Origin of the sequence: Blastomonas sp. AAP53 (assembly GCF_000331245.1) — a bacterium.
Lineage (GTDB): Bacteria > Pseudomonadota > Alphaproteobacteria > Sphingomonadales > Sphingomonadaceae > Blastomonas.
Genome location: NZ_ANFZ01000009.1, coordinates 560,354 through 577,705, shown reverse-complemented (window position 1 = coordinate 577,705; position 17,352 = coordinate 560,354). Strand labels below are relative to the sequence as shown.

Annotated in this window: 17 protein-coding genes; 13 read left to right on the top strand and 4 right to left on the bottom strand. The window is 62.8% G+C overall.

The genetic code is table 11. The features are described from left to right. Positions 1–2 precede the first annotated feature (2 nt). The 5 genes from D618_RS0109745 (at position 3) to D618_RS0109725 (ending at position 5,444) form a co-directional block, all read left to right on the top strand. Positions 3–623, top strand: a complete 621-nt coding sequence (locus D618_RS0109745; RefSeq protein ID WP_017671326.1) for a DnaA/Hda family protein — start codon at positions 3–5, stop codon at positions 621–623. Continuing rightward, positions 604–2,769, top strand: a complete 2,166-nt coding sequence (locus D618_RS0109740) for an RNA degradosome polyphosphate kinase (RefSeq protein ID WP_017671325.1) — start codon at positions 604–606, stop codon at positions 2,767–2,769. The genes D618_RS0109745 and D618_RS0109740 overlap by 20 nt, the downstream gene beginning before the upstream one ends. Before the next feature lie 10 nt (positions 2,770–2,779). Beyond that, positions 2,780–4,267 carry a Ppx/GppA family phosphatase gene (locus D618_RS0109735; RefSeq protein WP_017671324.1) on the top strand — a complete coding sequence of 496 codons (1,488 nt, stop codon included), beginning with the start codon at positions 2,780–2,782 and terminating at the stop codon, positions 4,265–4,267. 70 nt (positions 4,268–4,337) lie between these two features. Further along, entirely contained in the window at positions 4,338–5,063 is a 726-nt protein-coding gene (epsC, locus tag D618_RS0109730) for a serine O-acetyltransferase EpsC (protein WP_017671323.1), read from the top strand. 87 nt (positions 5,064–5,150) lie between these two features. Beyond that, positions 5,151–5,444, top strand: coding sequence for a DUF2794 domain-containing protein (locus tag D618_RS0109725; RefSeq protein WP_017671322.1), 294 nt, complete (start codon positions 5,151–5,153; stop codon positions 5,442–5,444). Between the two features lie 5 nt (positions 5,445–5,449). Here the strand turns inward: D618_RS0109725 and D618_RS18130 are convergent, their stop codons facing one another. Further along, positions 5,450–6,775 (bottom strand): MFS transporter, encoded by a 1,326-nt coding sequence (locus tag D618_RS18130; protein ID WP_051041319.1) that lies wholly within the window; start codon positions 6,773–6,775, stop codon positions 5,450–5,452. A gap of 163 nt (positions 6,776–6,938) precedes the next feature. On the opposite strand from D618_RS18130, the gene pgsA reads away from it, so the two are divergent. Beyond that, a complete protein-coding gene (gene pgsA, locus D618_RS0109715) occupies positions 6,939–7,490 on the top strand; it encodes a CDP-diacylglycerol--glycerol-3-phosphate 3-phosphatidyltransferase (RefSeq protein ID WP_017671320.1) in 552 nt (183 codons plus the stop codon). Positions 7,491–7,533: 43 nt separating this feature from the next. Here pgsA and D618_RS0109710 read toward each other — a convergent pair whose 3' ends face one another. Both D618_RS0109710 and rnd read right to left on the bottom strand, forming a co-directional pair. Then, on the bottom strand, positions 7,534–8,454 hold the full coding sequence (locus D618_RS0109710) for a hydrogen peroxide-inducible genes activator (protein ID WP_017671319.1): 921 nt from the start codon (positions 8,452–8,454) through the stop codon (positions 7,534–7,536). Continuing rightward, positions 8,451–9,668: a ribonuclease D gene (gene rnd / locus D618_RS0109705; RefSeq protein WP_017671318.1), complete on the bottom strand. Its 1,218-nt coding sequence runs from the start codon at positions 9,666–9,668 to the stop codon at positions 8,451–8,453. Before rnd ends, D618_RS0109710 begins: the two co-directional genes overlap by 4 nt. A 152-nt stretch (positions 9,669–9,820) precedes the next feature. On the opposite strand from rnd, the gene D618_RS0109700 reads away from it, so the two are divergent. From D618_RS0109700 to D618_RS0109665, 7 genes are all read left to right on the top strand, one after another. Beyond that, on the top strand, positions 9,821–10,150 hold the full coding sequence (locus tag D618_RS0109700; RefSeq protein WP_193746704.1) for a hypothetical protein: 330 nt from the start codon (positions 9,821–9,823) through the stop codon (positions 10,148–10,150). Beyond that, the gene (locus tag D618_RS0109695; protein WP_017671316.1) at positions 10,150–11,661 is read left to right on the top strand and encodes an FAD-binding protein; all 1,512 of its coding nucleotides are present in this window, start codon (positions 10,150–10,152) and stop codon (positions 11,659–11,661) included. Before D618_RS0109700 ends, D618_RS0109695 begins: the two co-directional genes overlap by 1 nt. 132 nt (positions 11,662–11,793) lie before the next feature. Beyond that, the gene (aspS, locus tag D618_RS0109690) at positions 11,794–13,572 is read left to right on the top strand and encodes an aspartate--tRNA ligase (RefSeq protein ID WP_017671315.1); all 1,779 of its coding nucleotides are present in this window, start codon (positions 11,794–11,796) and stop codon (positions 13,570–13,572) included. Positions 13,573–13,609: 37 nt separating this feature from the next. After that, a complete protein-coding gene (locus tag D618_RS18125) occupies positions 13,610–13,945 on the top strand; it encodes a hypothetical protein (protein ID WP_017671314.1) in 336 nt (111 codons plus the stop codon). A gap of 12 nt (positions 13,946–13,957) precedes the next feature. Continuing rightward, entirely contained in the window at positions 13,958–14,338 is a 381-nt protein-coding gene (locus D618_RS0109675; RefSeq protein WP_017671313.1) for a type II toxin-antitoxin system VapC family toxin, read from the top strand. 116 nt (positions 14,339–14,454) lie between these two features. Next, on the top strand, positions 14,455–15,429 hold the full coding sequence (locus D618_RS0109670; protein ID WP_026091504.1) for a hypothetical protein: 975 nt from the start codon (positions 14,455–14,457) through the stop codon (positions 15,427–15,429). Further along, positions 15,426–16,205, top strand: coding sequence for a hypothetical protein (locus D618_RS0109665; RefSeq protein WP_017671311.1), 780 nt, complete (start codon positions 15,426–15,428; stop codon positions 16,203–16,205). Before D618_RS0109670 ends, D618_RS0109665 begins: the two co-directional genes overlap by 4 nt. A gap of 22 nt (positions 16,206–16,227) precedes the next feature. Here D618_RS0109665 and D618_RS0109660 read toward each other — a convergent pair whose 3' ends face one another. Beyond that, positions 16,228–17,307 carry a PA0069 family radical SAM protein gene (locus D618_RS0109660; protein ID WP_017671310.1) on the bottom strand — a complete coding sequence of 360 codons (1,080 nt, stop codon included), beginning with the start codon at positions 17,305–17,307 and terminating at the stop codon, positions 16,228–16,230. Positions 17,308–17,352: the final 45 nt, after the last annotated feature.

Below are 17,352 nucleotides of genomic sequence, written 5' to 3'. Positions count from 1 at the left end.
TCATGACACGCCAGTTCGCCCTGCCGTTTGCGGCAGCCGGACCGGAGGCTGACAGCGCGTTTCTGGTCACCGATTGCAACCGCGCGGTGGTCGATCGGCTTTTCGACTGGACACGGCTGCCCTTTGGCGCGGCGGTGCTGGTCGGCCCGCCCGGATCGGGCAAGACCGTGATCGGCAGGGCGTTCGTCACCGGATCGGGCGGTTGCTTCATCGACAATGCCGATGGCGAGAGCGACGAGACGCTGTTCCACGCCTGGAACCGCGCGCAGACTCAAGGGGCGCCGGTTCTGTTCGCGGCGGCATCGCTGCCCGCGCAATGGGGCATCCGGTTGCCCGATCTGCTGTCGCGGCTTGGCGCATCATTGCTTGTCGAAATTCCGCCTCCTGATGAGGAAATGACCGCTCTTCTGCTGCAGAAGCTGCTGGCACGCGCTGGATTGGCCCTTCCCGACGCGCTGGCAGCCTATGCCGCCGTCCGGATGGAGCGCTCCTATCCCGCGATCCGTGATCTGGCGCGCACGATCGACGAGATGGCGCTGGCAATGCAGCGTCCGATCGGTCAAAGACTGGTGCGCGAGGCACTGGCGACACTGGCAGGAACAGATGGCGGCTCAACCGACTGAAATCGAAACGAAGACTTCCCGGCTCCTTGATTCGGAAAGGCGCTATTTCAATCGAGAATTGAGCTGGCTCGCATTCAATGACCGCGTGCTTGAGGAAGCCTGCAACCCGCGGCACCCGCTGCTCGAACGGCTTCGGTTTCTCTCGATTTCGGGGAACAATCTCGACGAATTCTTCATGGTCCGCGTGGCCGGACTGGTGGGTCAGGTTGCCCAGCATGTCGAGGAACGCTCGGCCGACGGCCGCACCCCGGTGCAGCAGCTGGCTGAGATCGAACGCGCGGTAGACCGGCTCAACGCCCAGCAGCAGCGCGTGTGGAGCGAACTGCGCGCTGACCTTGCCGCGACCGGCGTGGTCGAGGCAAATGTCGAGGATCTGGACGAGGCCAACCGCGCCTGGCTGCGCGAGCATTTCGTCACGCAGATCTTCCCGGTGCTCACCCCGCAGGCGCTTGACCCTGCGCACCCCTTTCCGTTCATTCCGAACAAGGGGCTCAGCCTGATTTTCGATCTGAAGCGCAGGTCTGACGGCAAGACTGTGCGCGAACTGGTGATGCTGCCCGCAACGATGCCGCGTTTCTTGCGGATTGCAGGCGATGAGGGCTGGTATGTCGCGCTGGAGAAGATCGTCGTTGCCTTCGCCGACAAACTGTTCCCCGGCTATGATGTGCGCGCATCAGGCCTGTTCCGGATCATTCGTGACAGCGACATCGAGGTCGAGGAAGAGGCCGAAGACCTCGTGCTGTATTTCCGCACCGCGCTCAAGCGACGGCGGCGTGGCGAGGTGATCCGGCTGGAAACCTCGCGGCTGATGGACCATGGACTGGCCCAACTGCTCGACGACAATCTGCTGCACGAAGGCGGCACCAAGTCTTCGGATGATGGTTTCCTGGGCATTGGCGACCTGGCAGCGCTTGTCGACGAGGATCGTCCCGACCTGAAGTTTCCCGCATTTACGCCGAGATTTCCTGAACGGATCCGGGAGCATGACGGCGATTGCTTTGCAGCGATCAGAAGCAAGGACATTGTCGTCCACCATCCTTATGAGAGCTTCGAGGTGGTCATCGCGTTCCTGAAACAGGCGGCGCAAGACCCCGATGTCGTGGCGATCAAGCAGACCCTGTACCGCGCTGGCAAGCAGTCGGCGGTAATCAACGCGCTGATCGCAGCGGCAGAGGCCGGCAAATCGGTGACCGCTGTGGTCGAGCTGAAGGCGCGGTTCGACGAGGAGCAGAACCTGCTGTGGGCCAGCGCACTGGAACGCGCCGGCGTTCAGGTGGTCTACGGCTTTATCGAGTGGAAGACCCACGCCAAGATTTCGATGGTGGTGCGGCGCGAGCCCGATGGCTTCCGGACCTATTGCCACTTCGGCACCGGCAACTACCATCCGGTCACCGCGCGCATCTATACCGACCTCAGCTTCTTTACCGCGGATCCGCGCGCCAGCCGTGATGCGGCGCAGCTGTTCAACTATATCACCGGCTATGTCGAACCCGAAAAGCTGGAACTCCTGTCGATGTCGCCGCGCGACATGCGCAAGGATCTGATCGCGCTGATCGACCATGAAATGGAAGAGGCGCGCGCGGGCCGGACTGGCGTGATCTGGGCCAAGATGAACTCGCTGGTCGATCCGGCGATGATCGACAAACTGTACGCAGCGAGCAATGCCGGCGTGCAGATCGAACTGGTCATTCGCGGCATCTGCTGTCTGCGGCCCGGTGTTCCGGGCATGTCGGATAACATCCGGGTGAAATCCGTGGTCGGGCGCTTTCTGGAGCACAGCCGCATCTGGGCGTTCGGAAATGGCGATGTGCTTCCCAACGACAAGGCCAAGGTCTTCATCAGTTCCGCCGACTGGATGCCGCGCAATTTCGACCGCAGGGTCGAATACATGCTGCCGATCCAGAACCCGACCGTGCACGATCAGGTGCTCGAACAGGTGCTGGTCGCCAATCTGCTCGACAACGAGCAAAGCTGGGAGCTGGATGGTGAGGGCCGGTATCTGCGCATCAGCCCCGATGACAAGCCGTTCAACCTGCACCGCTATTTCATGACCAATCCGTCGCTGTCGGGCCGGGGCACTGCGCTCAAGAACAGCGATGCCGTGCCCAAACTGAGCCTCCATCGCCGCGCCGCGCGCGAAGAGTGAACACCCCCTCATGAATTTCTTCATCCGCAAGCAGAACCAGCCGGTTCACCTGTATCGCACCGCGATCGTCGATATCGGCTCGAACTCGGTGCGTCTGGTGGTGTTTTCCGGTCCACGCCGCAATCCCGCGCTGATCTTCAACGAAAAGGTGATGGCGGGGCTGGGCCGTTCGCTGGCGGAAACCGGCACGATTGACGAAGCCTCGATGACGCGGGCAATCCTGGCGCTGGAGCGCTTCCGCGTCGTGGCGCGCGAGATGGATGTGGATGAGACGGTGTGCGTCGCGACCGCAGCGGTACGCGATGCCAGCAACGGCGAAGAGTTCACCCGCAGGGTGGCCGCGCTGGGGCTCGATATCACCATCCTCTCGGGTGAAGACGAGGCACGCACCTCGGCTATGGGTGTGCTTTCTGCCATCCCCGATGCAGACGGCATCGTCGGCGATCTGGGCGGAGGCAGTCTCGATCTGGCGCGGGTCGCCGATGGACAGGTGCACGAGACCGCAACGCTGCCGCTGGGAGTCCTGCGCGCGGCAGCGATCCGGCGCAGCGATGCCTCCGCACTGCCCCGCAAGCTCAAGACCATGGTCGAAGCGTATCCCTGGCTGAGCCAGCATCGCGGCAAGCCATTCTACCTGGTTGGTGGTTCGTGGCGCGCCTTTGCCCGGCTCGACATGCACCTCACCGCTTATCCGCTGCGTGTTCTGCACCAGTACCATATCGATACCGCGCGCCCCGAAGCGGTGCTGGCGGGGTTCCGCGCGATGGACAGGGATGCCGTGCGCCAGGCGACGGGCCTTGCTCCTTCACGCATTGAAACGCTGACCGACGCCATAGCACTGCTGCGCCTGATGCAGCGTCACCTGGATCCCAGCGAGTTTGTGGTGTCGTCCTTTGGACTGCGGGAAGGGCTTTTGTACGCGCGAATGGACGAAGACGTGCGCCAGCGCGATCCGCTGCTGGTCGCGACGGAACGCTTTGGACAATTGCAGTCGCGCTTTGCCGAGGATTCGCTGCCATTGTTCGAATGGATTGCGCCCGTCTTCCCGGATGATCCGCCGCACTGGCAGCGCTGGCTGATGGCAGCGTGCCACCTTTCCGACGTCGCCTGGCAGGCCAGCCCCGATTTCCGCGCCGAGCGCGGGCTGGAAATCGCCCTGCATGGCAATTGGGTCGGTATCGATGTGATCGGTCGATCGATGATCGGGCAAGCCCTGTATACCAATTTTGGCGGCGGACCGCGGCCGTTCCCGCTCGATCAGCACGTTGCGCCCGAGCCCATGCTCGACCGAGCGATCGGCTGGGGGCTGGCGATGCGTCTGGCGCAGCGGCTTGGCGCAGGGACGCACGACGTGCTGCGGCGCACCGCGCTCAGGCGTAACGGAGATACGCTGGAACTGGTGCTGAACGGCGCCGACAAGGCGCTGTTGGGAGAGGTTGTCGAACGCCGTTTGCGTCGGTTGGCCCAGTATCTGGGACTGCGCGCTAGGGCAATCTGACCGGGGCACTGGTAAAGTCAGGCCGCACCCTCTATTTAATCTTCGAATGAATGATCAAAGGGATGGCGCCATGTTCAGCGCATTGAGCGAATATCTGGATTCGATCCGCGCGCGCGATCCCGCGCCGCGGTCGCGCTGGGAGATCCTGCTCTACCCGGGCGTCCTGGCGCTGGGCCTGCACCGCGTGGCGCATTGGCTGTTCAAGGGCGAACTGTTCTTTCTCGCGCGCTTCGTCAATCACCTCTCGCGCTTCCTGACCGCGATCGACATCCATCCGGGGGCCGAGATCGGTCGGTTCTTTTTCGTCGACCACGGGTTCGTCGTCATCGGCGAGACAGCAGTGATCGGCAACAATGTCACGATCTATCAGGGCGCGACCCTGGGCGGCCGCAATCCGACGGACGGCGTGAGTGGCAAGCGCCACCCGACGATCGAGGACGATGTCATCGTCAGCCTTGGTGCGGCCATTCTCGGTCCGTTGACGGTCGGCAAGGGCGCGCGGATTGGTGCCAATGCTGTCGTGACCCGCGATGTTGCTCCCGGATCGGTGATGGTCGGCATCCCTGCGCGGCCGACGCCGGTGGATGCCACCGAAAAGCAGCGTGGGTTCGTGCAATATGGCACGCCCTGCAGCCAGACGTTCGACCCTTCGACGCAAAAGCTCGAGCTGCTACAGTGCGAAATCCGCCAGATGCAGGAACGCATCACGCAGTTGATCGATGAACGCGACGAGGCCCGGCAGGCCGCACGCACTGCTCCCAGCGCACCCGATCGCGATAGCGGGACCGCTGCCTGATATGGCGCGGCGCTTGTCCAGCGAGTCCTCCGCTTGATCCCCGGCAGCAATGTCTCGCTCTTCCCCGTTCCTGGGGCCCCTAACCAGGTGGCCTTTGATCGTGAAGAGCTGAACCGCATCCTCGATCTGTACGGACGGGCTGTCGCCGCAGGCGTCTGGCGCGATTATGCGATGGAACTGGGCCGCGATGCTGCGGTGTTTTCCTGTTTCCGCCGCGCGACCGAACGGCCCGAATATCGCATTGAAAAACGGCCGTCATTTCGCCGCAAACAGGGCCAATGGGCGCTGGTCGGCGAAGGCGGCGCGGTATTGAAGCGCGGGCATGAACTGTCGGGCGTGCTCGCCCCACTGGAGCGCAAGCTGGTCAGGGTGGTCGAGTAAACCGATCAGCCGCCGAGCTCGTGGTCACCGTGCGGCTCGAGGCTCGCCTGGTGCAGCAGATGGCCCAACCACGCTGCCACGACGCACATCGCAGCGCTCAACAGCAGCTGATAGATCACCGCCAACCCGGCCAGGCTCAGGCCGATCGCGATCAGCGAGCCCACGACCATGGCGCCTGAATTGACGATGTTGTTGGCAGCGATCGTGCGCGCCGCTTCGCTCTTGTGCACCGTGGTGGTGAGAAACGCATAGAGCGGCACCACGAACATGCCGCCTGCAACGGCTATCCCCAGCAGCGACAGCAGCAGCGGAACGGCCATCGGGTGTTTGACAAACTCGCCCACCGTGAACAGCGATCCGCCGGTATCCGGCACCCATTGGCGGCACACGAAGAAGAACGCGACCACGAACAGCCCCATCACGATCACCGATACCGGCGAATAGCGCGCCGATACGGTTCCCTTGAGCAGCGCGTTGATGGCGACCGATCCGATGGCTACGCCGACCGAGAATACCACGAGAAACAGGCTGGCCACCTCCTTGCTGGCGGTCAGCACGTTCTTGGCGAGCGGCGGGAACTGAATGAACAGCACCGCGCCGATGGTCCAGAAAAAGCTGATGGCAACGATCGCGAGGAACACCCGCTTCACCTTCATCGTCGCCTTGATCAGCGCGATCGAGGCGCGGACGAAGTTGTAGTCCAGCTTGGTGCGTTCGGTCATCGGCGGAGCAGGGGGCACCTGTCGCCCGGTGAAATATCCGACAATGGCGGTCAGCACCACCGCGATGCCGGCGATCTCGACCGGAATCCACCCGGCCAGGATCGTGCCTAGCAGAATGGCGATGTACGTTCCGGCCTCGACCAGGCCGGTGCCGCCCAGAACCTCGTCATCCTGCAGATGCTGCGGCAGGATGGCGTATTTGATCGGGCCGAAGAATGTCGAATGGATGCCCATGGCAAACAGCGCGAGCATCATCAGCGGAATGGCAAGGCTGTGCACGGCCGTGCCGGCCCAGGCGAGATAGAGCCCGGTGCCGCCGACCAGCATGATGATGATCTCGCAGAATTTGACGATGCGGATGATGACCGCCTTGTCGCGCGTATCCGCCAACTGCCCGGCCAGAGCCGAAAGCAGGAAAAACGGCAGGATGAATACCGCCGTTGCAATAGCGCTGAACCAGGTCTCTGCCGTTTCGTCGTTATACACGCTGTAGACGACGAACAGCACCATGGCGTTCTTGTAGAGGTTGTCGTTGAACGCGCCGAGCAACTGGGTCACGAACAGCGGAAGAAAGCGCCTCTTGTTCAAAAGCGCGCCAGCGGAAGCCATGCTGTCAGTACCTCTGTTATTGACCCGCCGGCCTGCCCTCGTCTCGTCCCGACCGTGGAGATGTCGGAACGACGTGCAAGCCTCAGCCGCCGTATCGGGGGCGAAACAGAACGGGTCAAGCCATTTCCATCTGGACGGAATGTGGCTATGAGGCGGACAACTTATGCTGACCGTACCCAACATCCTGACGCTTTCACGGATTGTCACCGTGCCGTTGCTCGCCGCCTTGCTGTGGTGGCCAGGCTGGACGACAGGTTATCTGCTCGGTTTTGTCGTGTATTGCCTGATGGGAATCACGGATTATTTCGATGGCTATCTGGCGCGTGCGCAGGGCGCGGTGTCGAAGCTGGGCATCTTTCTGGACCCCATAGCCGACAAGATCATGGTGGCTGCGGTCATCCTGATCCTGTGCGCCAACGACAATATCGATGGTGTTCACATGATTGCGGCGCTGATCATCCTGCTGCGCGAAATCACGGTCTCGGGGCTGCGCGAGTTTCTGGCCGGGCTGCAGGTGTCGGTTCCGGTGTCCCAGATGGCCAAATGGAAGACCACGCTGCAGCTGCTGGCGCTGGGCACGCTGATTTTCTCGGGCGGATTTCCCGATCAACCATGGATGCACGATCTGGGCATCGTGACATTGTGGAGCGCAGCGATCCTGACGCTGGTTACGGGCTGGGATTATCTGCGCGTCGGCTTGAAGCACATGGATTGAAGATCAGCGACTCCCTGCAATGGGGGGCGATGTTTTCTGTCGATCAGACCGTGCACTTGCCTTCGGCATGGCCCCGCCGCAAGATTTCCGCCAGCATCCGGAATTCCTCGGCGCGGGGGCTGTTGCGGCGCCAGATGACCGCAATATCGCGCGAGGCATGATCGGCGAGCAGCGGGCGCGCGACGATATCGGTGTTGTTGAGGATGCCGGCGTCGATCGCCATCTGCGGCAGCAGCGTCAGACCCAGCTTGTTGTCGACCATCTGCACCAGCGTATGCAGCGAAGTGCCGAACATCATCGCATTGGCGCGCAGTTCGGGCCGGTTGCACGCTGCCAGCGCATGGTCCTTCAGGCAATGACCGTCCTCGAGCAGCAACAACCGCGATTCGTCGATCAGCTCGGGCGAGACCAGCTCGGGCGGGTCGCGCGGGTCGTCCTTGGGAAAGGCGACGTACAGCGGATCGACGAACAGCAACTCGTGTTCGACATCCCCCGCCGGGAAAGGCAGCGCTAGAAGAACGCAATCCACCTGGCCGTGGTGCAGCGATTCGACCGCCGCCGCGCTGACCTCCTCGCGCAGGAACAGCTGCAAGTCGGGCTGCTCGCGGCGCAGCCCGGGCAGCAGGCGTGGCAGCAGGAAGGGCGCGATGGTGGGGATGACGCTCATCCGCAATTCGCCGGACAACGGCTTGCCCGATGAGCGGACCAGATCGGATAGCTCTTCTGCTTCGCGCAGGATGCGGTGCGCCTTGGCGACGACCTTGTTGCCCAGCGGAGTGAAGCGCACCACGCGCCGCGTGCGCTCGACCAGCATCACGCCCAGCAGCGTTTCCAGCTCGCGTAGGCCTGCCGACAGGGTGGATTGGGTGACAAAGCAGGCGTCTGCCGCCTTGCCGAAATGGCCATGTTCCTCGAGCGCGACCAGGTATTGCAGCTGCTTGAGCGTCGGCAGATAGGACGTCATGGCTGCTCGGCTAGCGCAGCCGCGACCACCGTTTCGGGGTCGACCACCAGTTCGGTGCGCGTCATCTTGATCCGGCCATCGGCGATGGCAAATGCCATCCGGCCTTCGACCAGCGCCAGTGCATCGCGCCCGAACTGTTCGAACCGCCAGCCTTCCAGGATCGGCAGCCCCTTGCGGACGCCGGCTGCCAGCGCTTCCAGGTCATCGCTGCGTGCCAGCAGCCGTGCTGCAACATCGATCTCGCGCGAACGGATCTTCAGCAGCAGCTTGAGCAGGTCAGCGACGAGTGCGCCTTCCTTTCCCAGTGCCGGGCCGCGCGGGCTCTTGGGCGGCATTTCAGCTGCGCTGAGCGGACGCGCGGCGACCAGCGCATCCATCATCCGCGCGCCAATGTCGTTTTCGCGCCAGGCAGCGGACAGGCCGCGAACCTTGCCCAGATCGGCTTGGGTCGAAGGCGGGTGCGCGGCGATGTCGGCCAGTGTCTCGTCTTTCATGATCCGACCGCGCGGCAGGTTCTTGTCCTGCGCCTCGGTTTCGCGCCACCACGCCAGCGCGCGCATGCGGCCCAGAATCTGCGCGCTGCGGCCCGGCGGGCGGATGCGCTGCCACAAGGTGTCTGGATCGGGCTTGTACTGGCGCGGATCGCCCAGCTTTTCCATTTCGATATCCAGCCACGCGCCGCGCCCAGTGCGGCGGAGCTTGTCGAGCATCTTGGGGAAAATCTTGGCCAGATGCGTCACATCGCCGATCGCATAGTCGATCTGGCGCGCCTCCAGCGGACGGCGCGACCAATCGGTAAAGCGCGCGCCCTTGTCGACCGTCAGGCCCAGCCAGCTTTCGACGAGGTTGGCATAGCCGATCTGCTCGGCTTGGCCCAAGGCCATTGCCGCGACCTGGGTATCGAACAGCGGCGAAGGGGTCTTGCCCGTGAGGTTGAAGATGATCTCGATATCCTGCGGCCCGGCATGGACCACCTTCAGGACATCGTGATTCTCCGTGAGCAGGTCGAGCAGCGGGGTCAGATCGATGCCCGGTGCCTTGGGGTCGATGGCCGCAGCCTCTTCCAGATTGCCGATCTGCACCAGGCACAGTTCCGGCCAATAGGTGTTTTCGCGCATGAACTCCGTGTCGACCGCAACAAAGTCGGACTGGGCCAGCCGAGCGCAGAGGCGCTCAAGGGAATCGGTGTCGGTGATCAACGGATGGATATGCATGTGCAACCTATACAGCGTGTGCCGAAGGTCGCAAACCATCGCAGAGCAAGCCAATGAATCGATAACGGACAAGAATAACGTTCTACCATCTTTGAGAATCATTCGCCGCTGTCATATGTAACCATCATATAATGCTGTTGATGGGGGCAAGCATGTGGATTTATCACGCGGTTATCGTTGTTCTGGCGTTGTGCCTCGCAGGGCAGCTTATGTCTCAGGCAGGTGACGCCTTTCTGGTTCTCGACAATTCCCGCCCCGTGAGCGGAGACCGCGAAGTACTGACGATACTCGCATGGGGCTTTGCAACACGCGCCGGACGCAGCGCCTGCGTCAGCGATCCGGCAGGGCGGGGCTTCAACGACATGCGATTTTCGATGAACTTCGGGCAAATCATGCTGTCGCTGGTCACGCTGGGAATCGTCCGAAGGGTCAATATCGATTACCGGATGTTTGCGGGCAACAGTCCCGTCGGTGACTGCTGATGCCGGCACCGCTGCGTCATGGCCCAAGGCATTGGGTCAACTATCATGGTACCGAATCGGCAGACCTCTCCGATCTTGTAGAATTGCAGAACAGCACGGCATCGACCGGTCGGGCGGTGTTGCGTGATGTCGCGCACGATGTGCTGGCACTTCTGCAGCAGGCACGTCAGGCCGGGCAGCAGGTGCGTCCGCTGGGCGCGGGCTGGTCACCGTCGCCCATTTCCGTCGTTCAGGGCGGGTGGCTGGTCGAGACACGCAACATCAACCGCTGTTTTCGCCTCACGGCAAGAGACGTAGCGCCGGGCCGTGACGCCTCTTGCTTGATGCTGGTGCAGGCAGGTGCGACGGTCGATGAGGTCAACGACAGTGCAGAAGAGCTGGGGCTGAGCCTCAGGACCGGCGGGGCCAGCAACGGCCAGACCTGGGCGGGGGCCTGTGCCACGGGCACGCATGGCAGCGTGCTGGCAGCAGGGGGGATTCAGGACCATGTCCGCGCGCTGCAGGTCGTCACGCCATCGGGCGTGTTCTGGGTGGAACCCCATCAGCCAGTGATGTCGCCCGATTTCGTGGGCGCGACCGGCAGCACGATCTTCCGCGATGACGATGTTTTCGCCGCTTGCCAGGTGGCGGTCGGCGCGATGGGCTTTGTCACCGCGATGGTGATTGAATGCGTTCCCATCTACATGGTCCGCAATATCCAGAAGCGTGCGAAGCTGGCCCGCGGCGATATCACCCGGCTGGCGAACGGCGATTTTCGCGGGTTCTCGCGCGCGCTGGCGCTGGATGAGCAGCCGCATTTCGTCCAGGTAATTCTCAACCCGTTCGCCCCCTTCACCAGGGATGCGCTGCTGCGATTGTTGTATCTGCGTGATTTCGATCCGGGGATCCCTCCACCGCCGCGTCCTCTGGCAGGAGCCGGCCACGATGCGCTGACGCTGATCGGCAAGGCGATGGCGGGGCTGGACCTGTTCAGAGCCGATGTGCTGCAACTGGCGATGCGGGCGGGCTATGCCACGCAACGCGACATATCGGATCCGGAGGCGGTCGCGACCTGGGGCCATACGACAGAGCCGCACAACCCGATCGCCAACCTGTTCAATGGCTCGGTGACGATGGCGCGATCCGATCTGGAGCGCGCGTTCGATCCGCTGATCGAGGCATTCCTGAACGGCGGCGGCGGTACTGTCGTCACCCTGCGCTTCATGCAGCGTGCGGCAGGACTGCTGGCACCGGCGCGGTTCGAGAACAATGTGGTGATCGATTTCGATGGCCCCCGCAGCGATGTCAGCCATCGCAGCTATCGTGCCGTGGTAGCCAGGCTGGACGCAATGGGCATCCGGTTTACCCGCCATTGGGGCAAGACCAACGATCTGGATGCCGCGCGTGTCGCCAGCGACTATGGCGATGACTATCGCAGGTTCCGCCTGGCACAGCGACGGCTGCTTGCCGATCCTGGCGACATTGCGGTGTTCCGGAGCGATCCGCTGGTGCATCTGGGGCTGATCGATTGAAGGTGCAGGGCAGGGCGGCAACGCACAAAGCTTGACAAAAGCGCGGCAGCACGGTGTTAGCCGCGCTGTAGCGCAGCTGTCCGCAAAGGCAGGTTTGCGGCCCCCATGTCACGATCAGGATTGACGGTTTTCATGCACGCATATCGCACCCACAATTGCACCGCGCTTCGCGCTTCCGATGTCGGCCAGCAGGTTCGCCTGTCAGGCTGGATCCACCGCAAGCGTGATCACGGCAATCTGCTGTTTATCGACCTGCGTGACCATTATGGGCTGACCCAGATCGTCACCGATTCCGACAGCCCGGCCTTTGCCGCGCTCGAGCGGCTGCGCGTCGAAAGCGTCGTGACCGTGACCGGCACGGTGGTGGCGCGCTCGCCCGAGACGGTGAACGCGAACCTGCCGACGGGTGAGATCGAAGTGCGCGCGGCCGAAGTGATCATCCAGTCTGCCGCCGACGAACTGCCGATGCCGGTGGCAGGCGAGCAGGAGTATCCCGAGGATATCCGCCTGCGCTATCGCTTCCTCGATCTGCGCCGTGAACGCCTGCACCGCAACATCATGCTGCGCTCTCAGGTGATCGCATCGTTGCGCAAGCGCATGGTCGATCAGGGCTTTACCGAGTTCCAGACCCCGATCCTGACCGCATCGTCGCCCGAAGGCGCGCGCGATTATCTGGTGCCCAGCCGCGTGCACCCCGGCAAGTTCTACGCGCTGCCGCAGGCGCCGCAGATGTTCAAGCAGCTGCTGATGGTGGCGGGCTTTGACCGCTATTTCCAGATCGCCCCGTGCTTCCGCGATGAAGACGCGCGCGCCGACCGCAGCCCCGGCGAATTCTACCAGCTCGACCTCGAGATGAGCTTCGTGACGCAGGACGATGTGTTCGCCGCGCTCGAACCAGTGCTTGGCGGCGTGTTCAAGGAGTTCGCCAACGGCAAGGCCGTGACCGAAGGCGCGTTCCCGCGCATTCCCTATCGCGAATCCATGCTGAAATACGGATCGGACAAGCCCGATCTGCGCAATCCGCTGGTGATCAGCGATGTCACCGACCATTTCGTCGGATCGGGCTTTGGCCTGTTCGACAAGATCGTGGGTTCGGGCGGCAAGGTCCGTGCGATCCCGGCCCCCGGCGCGGGCGCGATGAGCCGCAAGTTCTTCGACGACATGAACGACTGGGCGCGCAGCGAAGGCCATGCGGGTCTCGGCTATATCAACATCCGCGACGGCGTTCCCGGCGGCCCGATCGCCAAGAACCATGGTGAGGAAGGCACCGCCAAGCTGATCGCAGAGCTCGGCCTTGGACCCAATGACGGCGTGTTCTTTGCTGCAGGCAAGGAGCTTCAGGCGGCCAAGCTGGCAGGCGCGGCGCGCACCCGCGTGGGCGAACAGCTGAACCTGATCGAACAGGGCGTGTTCAAGTTCTGCTGGATCGTCGACTTCCCGATGTTCGAATATGACGAGGACGCCAAGAAGATCGACTTCAGCCACAACCCGTTCTCGATGCCGCAGGGTGAGATGGAAGCGCTGGAAACGATGGACCCGCTCGACATCCTTGCGTGGCAGTACGACATCGTCTGCAACGGCGTCGAGCTGTCGTCGGGCGCGATCCGGAACCACCGGCCGGACATCATGTACAAGGCGTTCGAGATCGCAGGCTACAGCAAGGAAGACGTCGAGAAGAACTTCTCCGGCATGATCAACGCGTTCAAGTTCGGCGCACCGCCGCATGGTGGTTCGGCACCGGGCGTCGACCGCATGGTGATGCTGCTCGCCGATGAACCCAACATCCGCGAGGTCGTGCTGTTCCCGATGAACCAGAAGGCGGAAGACCTGATGATGGGCGCGCCGTCGCCGGTCAGCCTCAAGCAGTTGCGCGAACTCAATATCCGGATTGCCGAGCAGCAGAAGGGCTAACTTGTCCGGACTGTGAAACTGTGATACTGCGTTGGTCATGAAGAATGTGACCATCGCACTGGATGACGAAACCCATCGGCTGGCGCGGATCCGCGCCGCCGAACTGGGCACCTCGCTTTCGGCCATGGTCAAGGCGTATCTGCAGGACGTTTCTATGGGCGGCGCGCCGGGTGCGTCGGATCGGGGAGTGCGCGAAATGTCGATGCCGTTCCAGTCACAGCCTGCGCAGCAATTCGTGCCTCTCAAAAAGCCGCGCCAGCCTGGGGCGTTGCGCGGTCAGATTCATATGACGGATGATTTTGACGAATGGCCGGAGGATATCTTGGCCAGCTTCGAGGCGTGGGATTACGGCTCCGAGCCATCGCAGTCCTGATAGGCTGGTGCCGTGAAGCTGCTGCTGGACACCCACATTCTGCTCTGGTGGCTGGACGATGATCCGCGCCTGACGCGCAAGACGCGCGCATTGATTTCAGAGCCCTCCAATGGCGTGTTGGTCAGCCAGGTTTCCTTGTGGGAAACCGCAATCAAGCAACGGATAGGCAAATTGCACGTCGGCCCCGGTGAAATCCTGCCGCGCCTGCCTGAATTCGGCTTCGACCTGCTTGGCCTGTCAAATGTGCACCTCCTGGCGCTTACGCATCTGCCGCATCACCATGGTGACCCGTTCGATCATCTGCTGCTTGCGCAGGCCCAAGTTGAGCAGGCGTGTCTGGTCAGCGCAGACATGGTTTTGCACCAGTATGGCGTGCCCTGCATCCCTGCCTGATTTTCATTCGATCCAGTGATGTCAGGCACAGCATTGTCACATGACTAGGGCCAAGTTTATGTTACATTTCAACGGAATCGCGGGCTTGCCTGCATATCGGATCTGGGGCGGCAATCATGTCAGAAGCTGAACATCAACTCATCCATCGCGGGCGTTTGGGGCGCCTGCTCATTGCTCTTGCGCTGGGTTGTACCGCCGTGCCCGCCACCGCCGAAACCCTGACGGTGCAGGCGCTGTATCCTGCGCGTAATCGCGAAGCGGCGCAGGTGGGATCGATCGTGGTTGAACGCTTTGGCGGCCGCGAGGGGCGCGAGCTTTCCTTTGCGCTGGAAGGGACGCTGGCGCAGGTCGCCGTGCTGGGTCAGCCCTATTTCCGCGTCGTGGCCGAACGGTCGAGCGCACCCGCCGATGCCGTGCTGTCCGGCATCGCCAATGCCGTGATCGAGAACCAGCCGGTCGAAGAAACGCGCAAGGAATGCGCCGAGCGCGATGGCAACAACAAGTGCGTGCGCGAGGAAGAGGTCAAGATCCGCTGCCAGCGCCGCATCGTCACGCTCAACCCGTCGCTGCGGATGGCCCGCCTCGACGATGGCGGCATCGTCTACCAGCGGCAACTGTCGCAGCGCGATCAGGTGGTGGTCTGCCCTGACCGGCAAGCCAACCGGAGCATACCCGATACCGTGTCGATGCTCGTCGAACGGATTGCCGACGAGGTCCGCATCGACATCGCGCCGGACTATCGTGCCGATGACATACGGGTGCTCGAGGTGCGCAAGGGCCTCGACAAGGACCAGTCCAACCGCTTCCGCGACGCGCTGAAGGCCACCGCCCGCAATCCGCAAGGCGCATGTGACATCTGGCAGGCGCTCGATACCGAGGTTCCGGGGCAGAGCTCGGTTGTCTTCAATCTTGCGCTGTGCGCCGAGCAGCGCGGCGAACTGGACGACGCTCTGGTACGCTATCGGCAGGCGCAGACCCTGCTGCCGCGCGAACGTGCCATCAACGCGGCATTCGATAGAATTGCCGCGCGCCGTCTGGCAGAAGCGGACTATGCCGAACGCGAGGCACGGCTGCAGGGAGACGGAACATGAGCATCAAGCTTGAGCAATATGAGAAGGGCGCAGGCTTTGATGGCGATTACGGCGAGGCGCTGAAGGCGCTGCAGGAGCGGCTCTCGCATGCGCATGCCCGGCATATCGTCCATGGCAAGCGCGCGATCATCGTGATGGAAGGCTGGGATGCTGCCGGCAAGGGCGGGATCGTCAAGCGGATGACATCCGAATGGGACCCGCGTTACTTTCAGGTCTACCCGATCGGCGCGCCGACTGCGGTTGAAAAGGACCGCCATTTCCTGTGGCGCTTCTGGCAGAAACTGCCGGGAAGCCGCGAGATCGCAGTGTTCGACCGGTCGTGGTACGGGCGTGTCCTGGTCGAACGGGTCGAAGGGCTGTGCAGCGAGCGCGACTGGAAGCGCGGCTATGACGAGATCAACGAGTTCGAGGCGCAGCAGGTCGATGGCGGCACCGCGATCATCAAGGTGTTCCTGCACGTCACCCAGGCGACGCAGGACAAGCGCCTCGCCGATCGGCTCGACGTCCCTGAAAAACGGTGGAAGGTGACCGCAGAGGACTTTCGCAACAGGGGCAAGCGCGGCGAGTATCTCGAGGCGAAGCATGACATGTTCCGCCAGACCGATACGCGCTGGGCGCCCTGGGCAGTGTTCGACGGCAATAACAAGAAAGCCGCGCGCATCGCCGTGCTCACTTATGTGGCCGAGAAACTGGAGGCCAGTGTCCCCAAAAGCCTACCCGATGCCGATCCTGCATTGGTGGCGATGGCGAAAGAGGCGTTCGGCTACAAGGGTTAGCCCATGACCTCCGGGCGCGAGGCTAGAACAGTTCGCCCTGACAACCATCGGCAGGCGCACGGAACTGTGCGGTATCGAGCGTCCATTTGTGCTGGTTCAGGCCTGCGCGCCTGACGGCGATGCGGAAACGGGTGCGAATAAGTTCCGCCCATGGCCCGGACCCGCGCATCCTGCTGCCGAATTCAGGATCATTGTCGCGCCCGCCGCGCATGTCCTGAATGATTCCCATCACCCTGGCAGCGCGATCCGGGAAATGGGCATCGAGCCAGGCGCGGAACAGCGGGGCCACTTCGTGCGGCAGGCGGACCGGAATGTACGAGGCGGAAAGCGCACCCGCCGCAGCCCCCGCTGCGACCAGCCCCTCGATTTCATGGTCGGTGATCGCCGGGATGACCGGCGATATGTTGATGTGCACCGGCACACCCGCCTCTGCCAGCGCCCTGATTGCCGCCAATCGCTTGCGAGGCGCAGCGGCGCGAGGTTCCAGCGTCCGCGCGATCGTGCCGTCCAGCGTCGTGACAGACAGGGCAATCGCGACCAGATTGAGCTTGGCCATCTGCGCCAGCACATCGATATCGGCCAGCACCCGGTCCGACTTGGTGGTGATCGACACCGGATGGCGTGCCTCCAGACAGACGTCGAGAATCGCGCGCGTGATACGGTATTGCGCCTCGATCGGCTGATACGGGTCGGTGTTCGTGCCTAATGCAATCACCTTGGGCACGTACCCCGGCTTGCGCAATGTTGCGCGCAGCAGCTTGGCGGCATCGGGCTTGGCAAATAGGCGGCTTTCGAAATCCAGCCCCGGCGACAGGTCCAGCCAGGCATGCGTGGGCCGCGCATAGCAATAGATGCAACCGTGCTCGCAGCCACGATAGGCGTTGATCGACTGGTCGAACGGAAGGTCTGGCGAAGTGTTGCGCGAGATGATTGAGCGGGGGTGCTCCAGCGTGACCGTTGTACGCAGCGGAGGCGGGCCGTCGTCGACCATATTGATGGCATCGAGCCAGTCACCGTCGGCCTCATGCTGGGGCAGGTTGAAGCGCGTCGATGGCGCATTGGCCGGTGCGCCACGGCCTTTGAGAGGAGGGGGGCTGGGCATCGCGCGATCATGGTACAAAGCAGGAACATTTGCAAGGCGCAGCAC

Bases quoted from the DNA above. Each gene is read 5' to 3' on its own strand.
- D618_RS0109710 (WP_017671319.1), bottom strand. From the start codon at position 8,454: ATGACGTCCTATCTGCCGACGCTCAAGCAGCTGCAATACCTGGTCGCG.
- D618_RS0109735 (WP_017671324.1), top strand. From the start codon at position 2,780: ATGAATTTCTTCATCCGCAAGCAGAACCAGCCGGTTCACCTGTATCGC.
- D618_RS0109665 (WP_017671311.1), top strand. From the start codon at position 15,426: ATGAGCATCAAGCTTGAGCAATATGAGAAGGGCGCAGGCTTTGATGGC.
- D618_RS0109740 (WP_017671325.1), top strand. From the start codon at position 604: ATGGCGGCTCAACCGACTGAAATCGAAACGAAGACTTCCCGGCTCCTT.
- pgsA (WP_017671320.1), top strand. From the start codon at position 6,939: ATGCTGACCGTACCCAACATCCTGACGCTTTCACGGATTGTCACCGTG.
- D618_RS0109745 (WP_017671326.1), top strand. From the start codon at position 3: ATGACACGCCAGTTCGCCCTGCCGTTTGCGGCAGCCGGACCGGAGGCT.
- aspS (WP_017671315.1), top strand. From the start codon at position 11,794: ATGCACGCATATCGCACCCACAATTGCACCGCGCTTCGCGCTTCCGAT.
- D618_RS0109695 (WP_017671316.1), top strand. From the start codon at position 10,150: ATGCCGGCACCGCTGCGTCATGGCCCAAGGCATTGGGTCAACTATCAT.
- D618_RS0109670 (WP_026091504.1), top strand. From the start codon at position 14,455: ATGTCAGAAGCTGAACATCAACTCATCCATCGCGGGCGTTTGGGGCGC.
- epsC (WP_017671323.1), top strand. From the start codon at position 4,338: ATGTTCAGCGCATTGAGCGAATATCTGGATTCGATCCGCGCGCGCGAT.
- D618_RS0109660 (WP_017671310.1), bottom strand. From the start codon at position 17,307: ATGCCCAGCCCCCCTCCTCTCAAAGGCCGTGGCGCACCGGCCAATGCG.
- D618_RS0109700 (WP_193746704.1), top strand. From the start codon at position 9,821: ATGTGGATTTATCACGCGGTTATCGTTGTTCTGGCGTTGTGCCTCGCA.
- rnd (WP_017671318.1), bottom strand. From the start codon at position 9,668: ATGCATATCCATCCGTTGATCACCGACACCGATTCCCTTGAGCGCCTC.
- D618_RS18130 (WP_051041319.1), bottom strand. From the start codon at position 6,775: ATGGCTTCCGCTGGCGCGCTTTTGAACAAGAGGCGCTTTCTTCCGCTG.
- D618_RS18125 (WP_017671314.1), top strand. From the start codon at position 13,610: ATGAAGAATGTGACCATCGCACTGGATGACGAAACCCATCGGCTGGCG.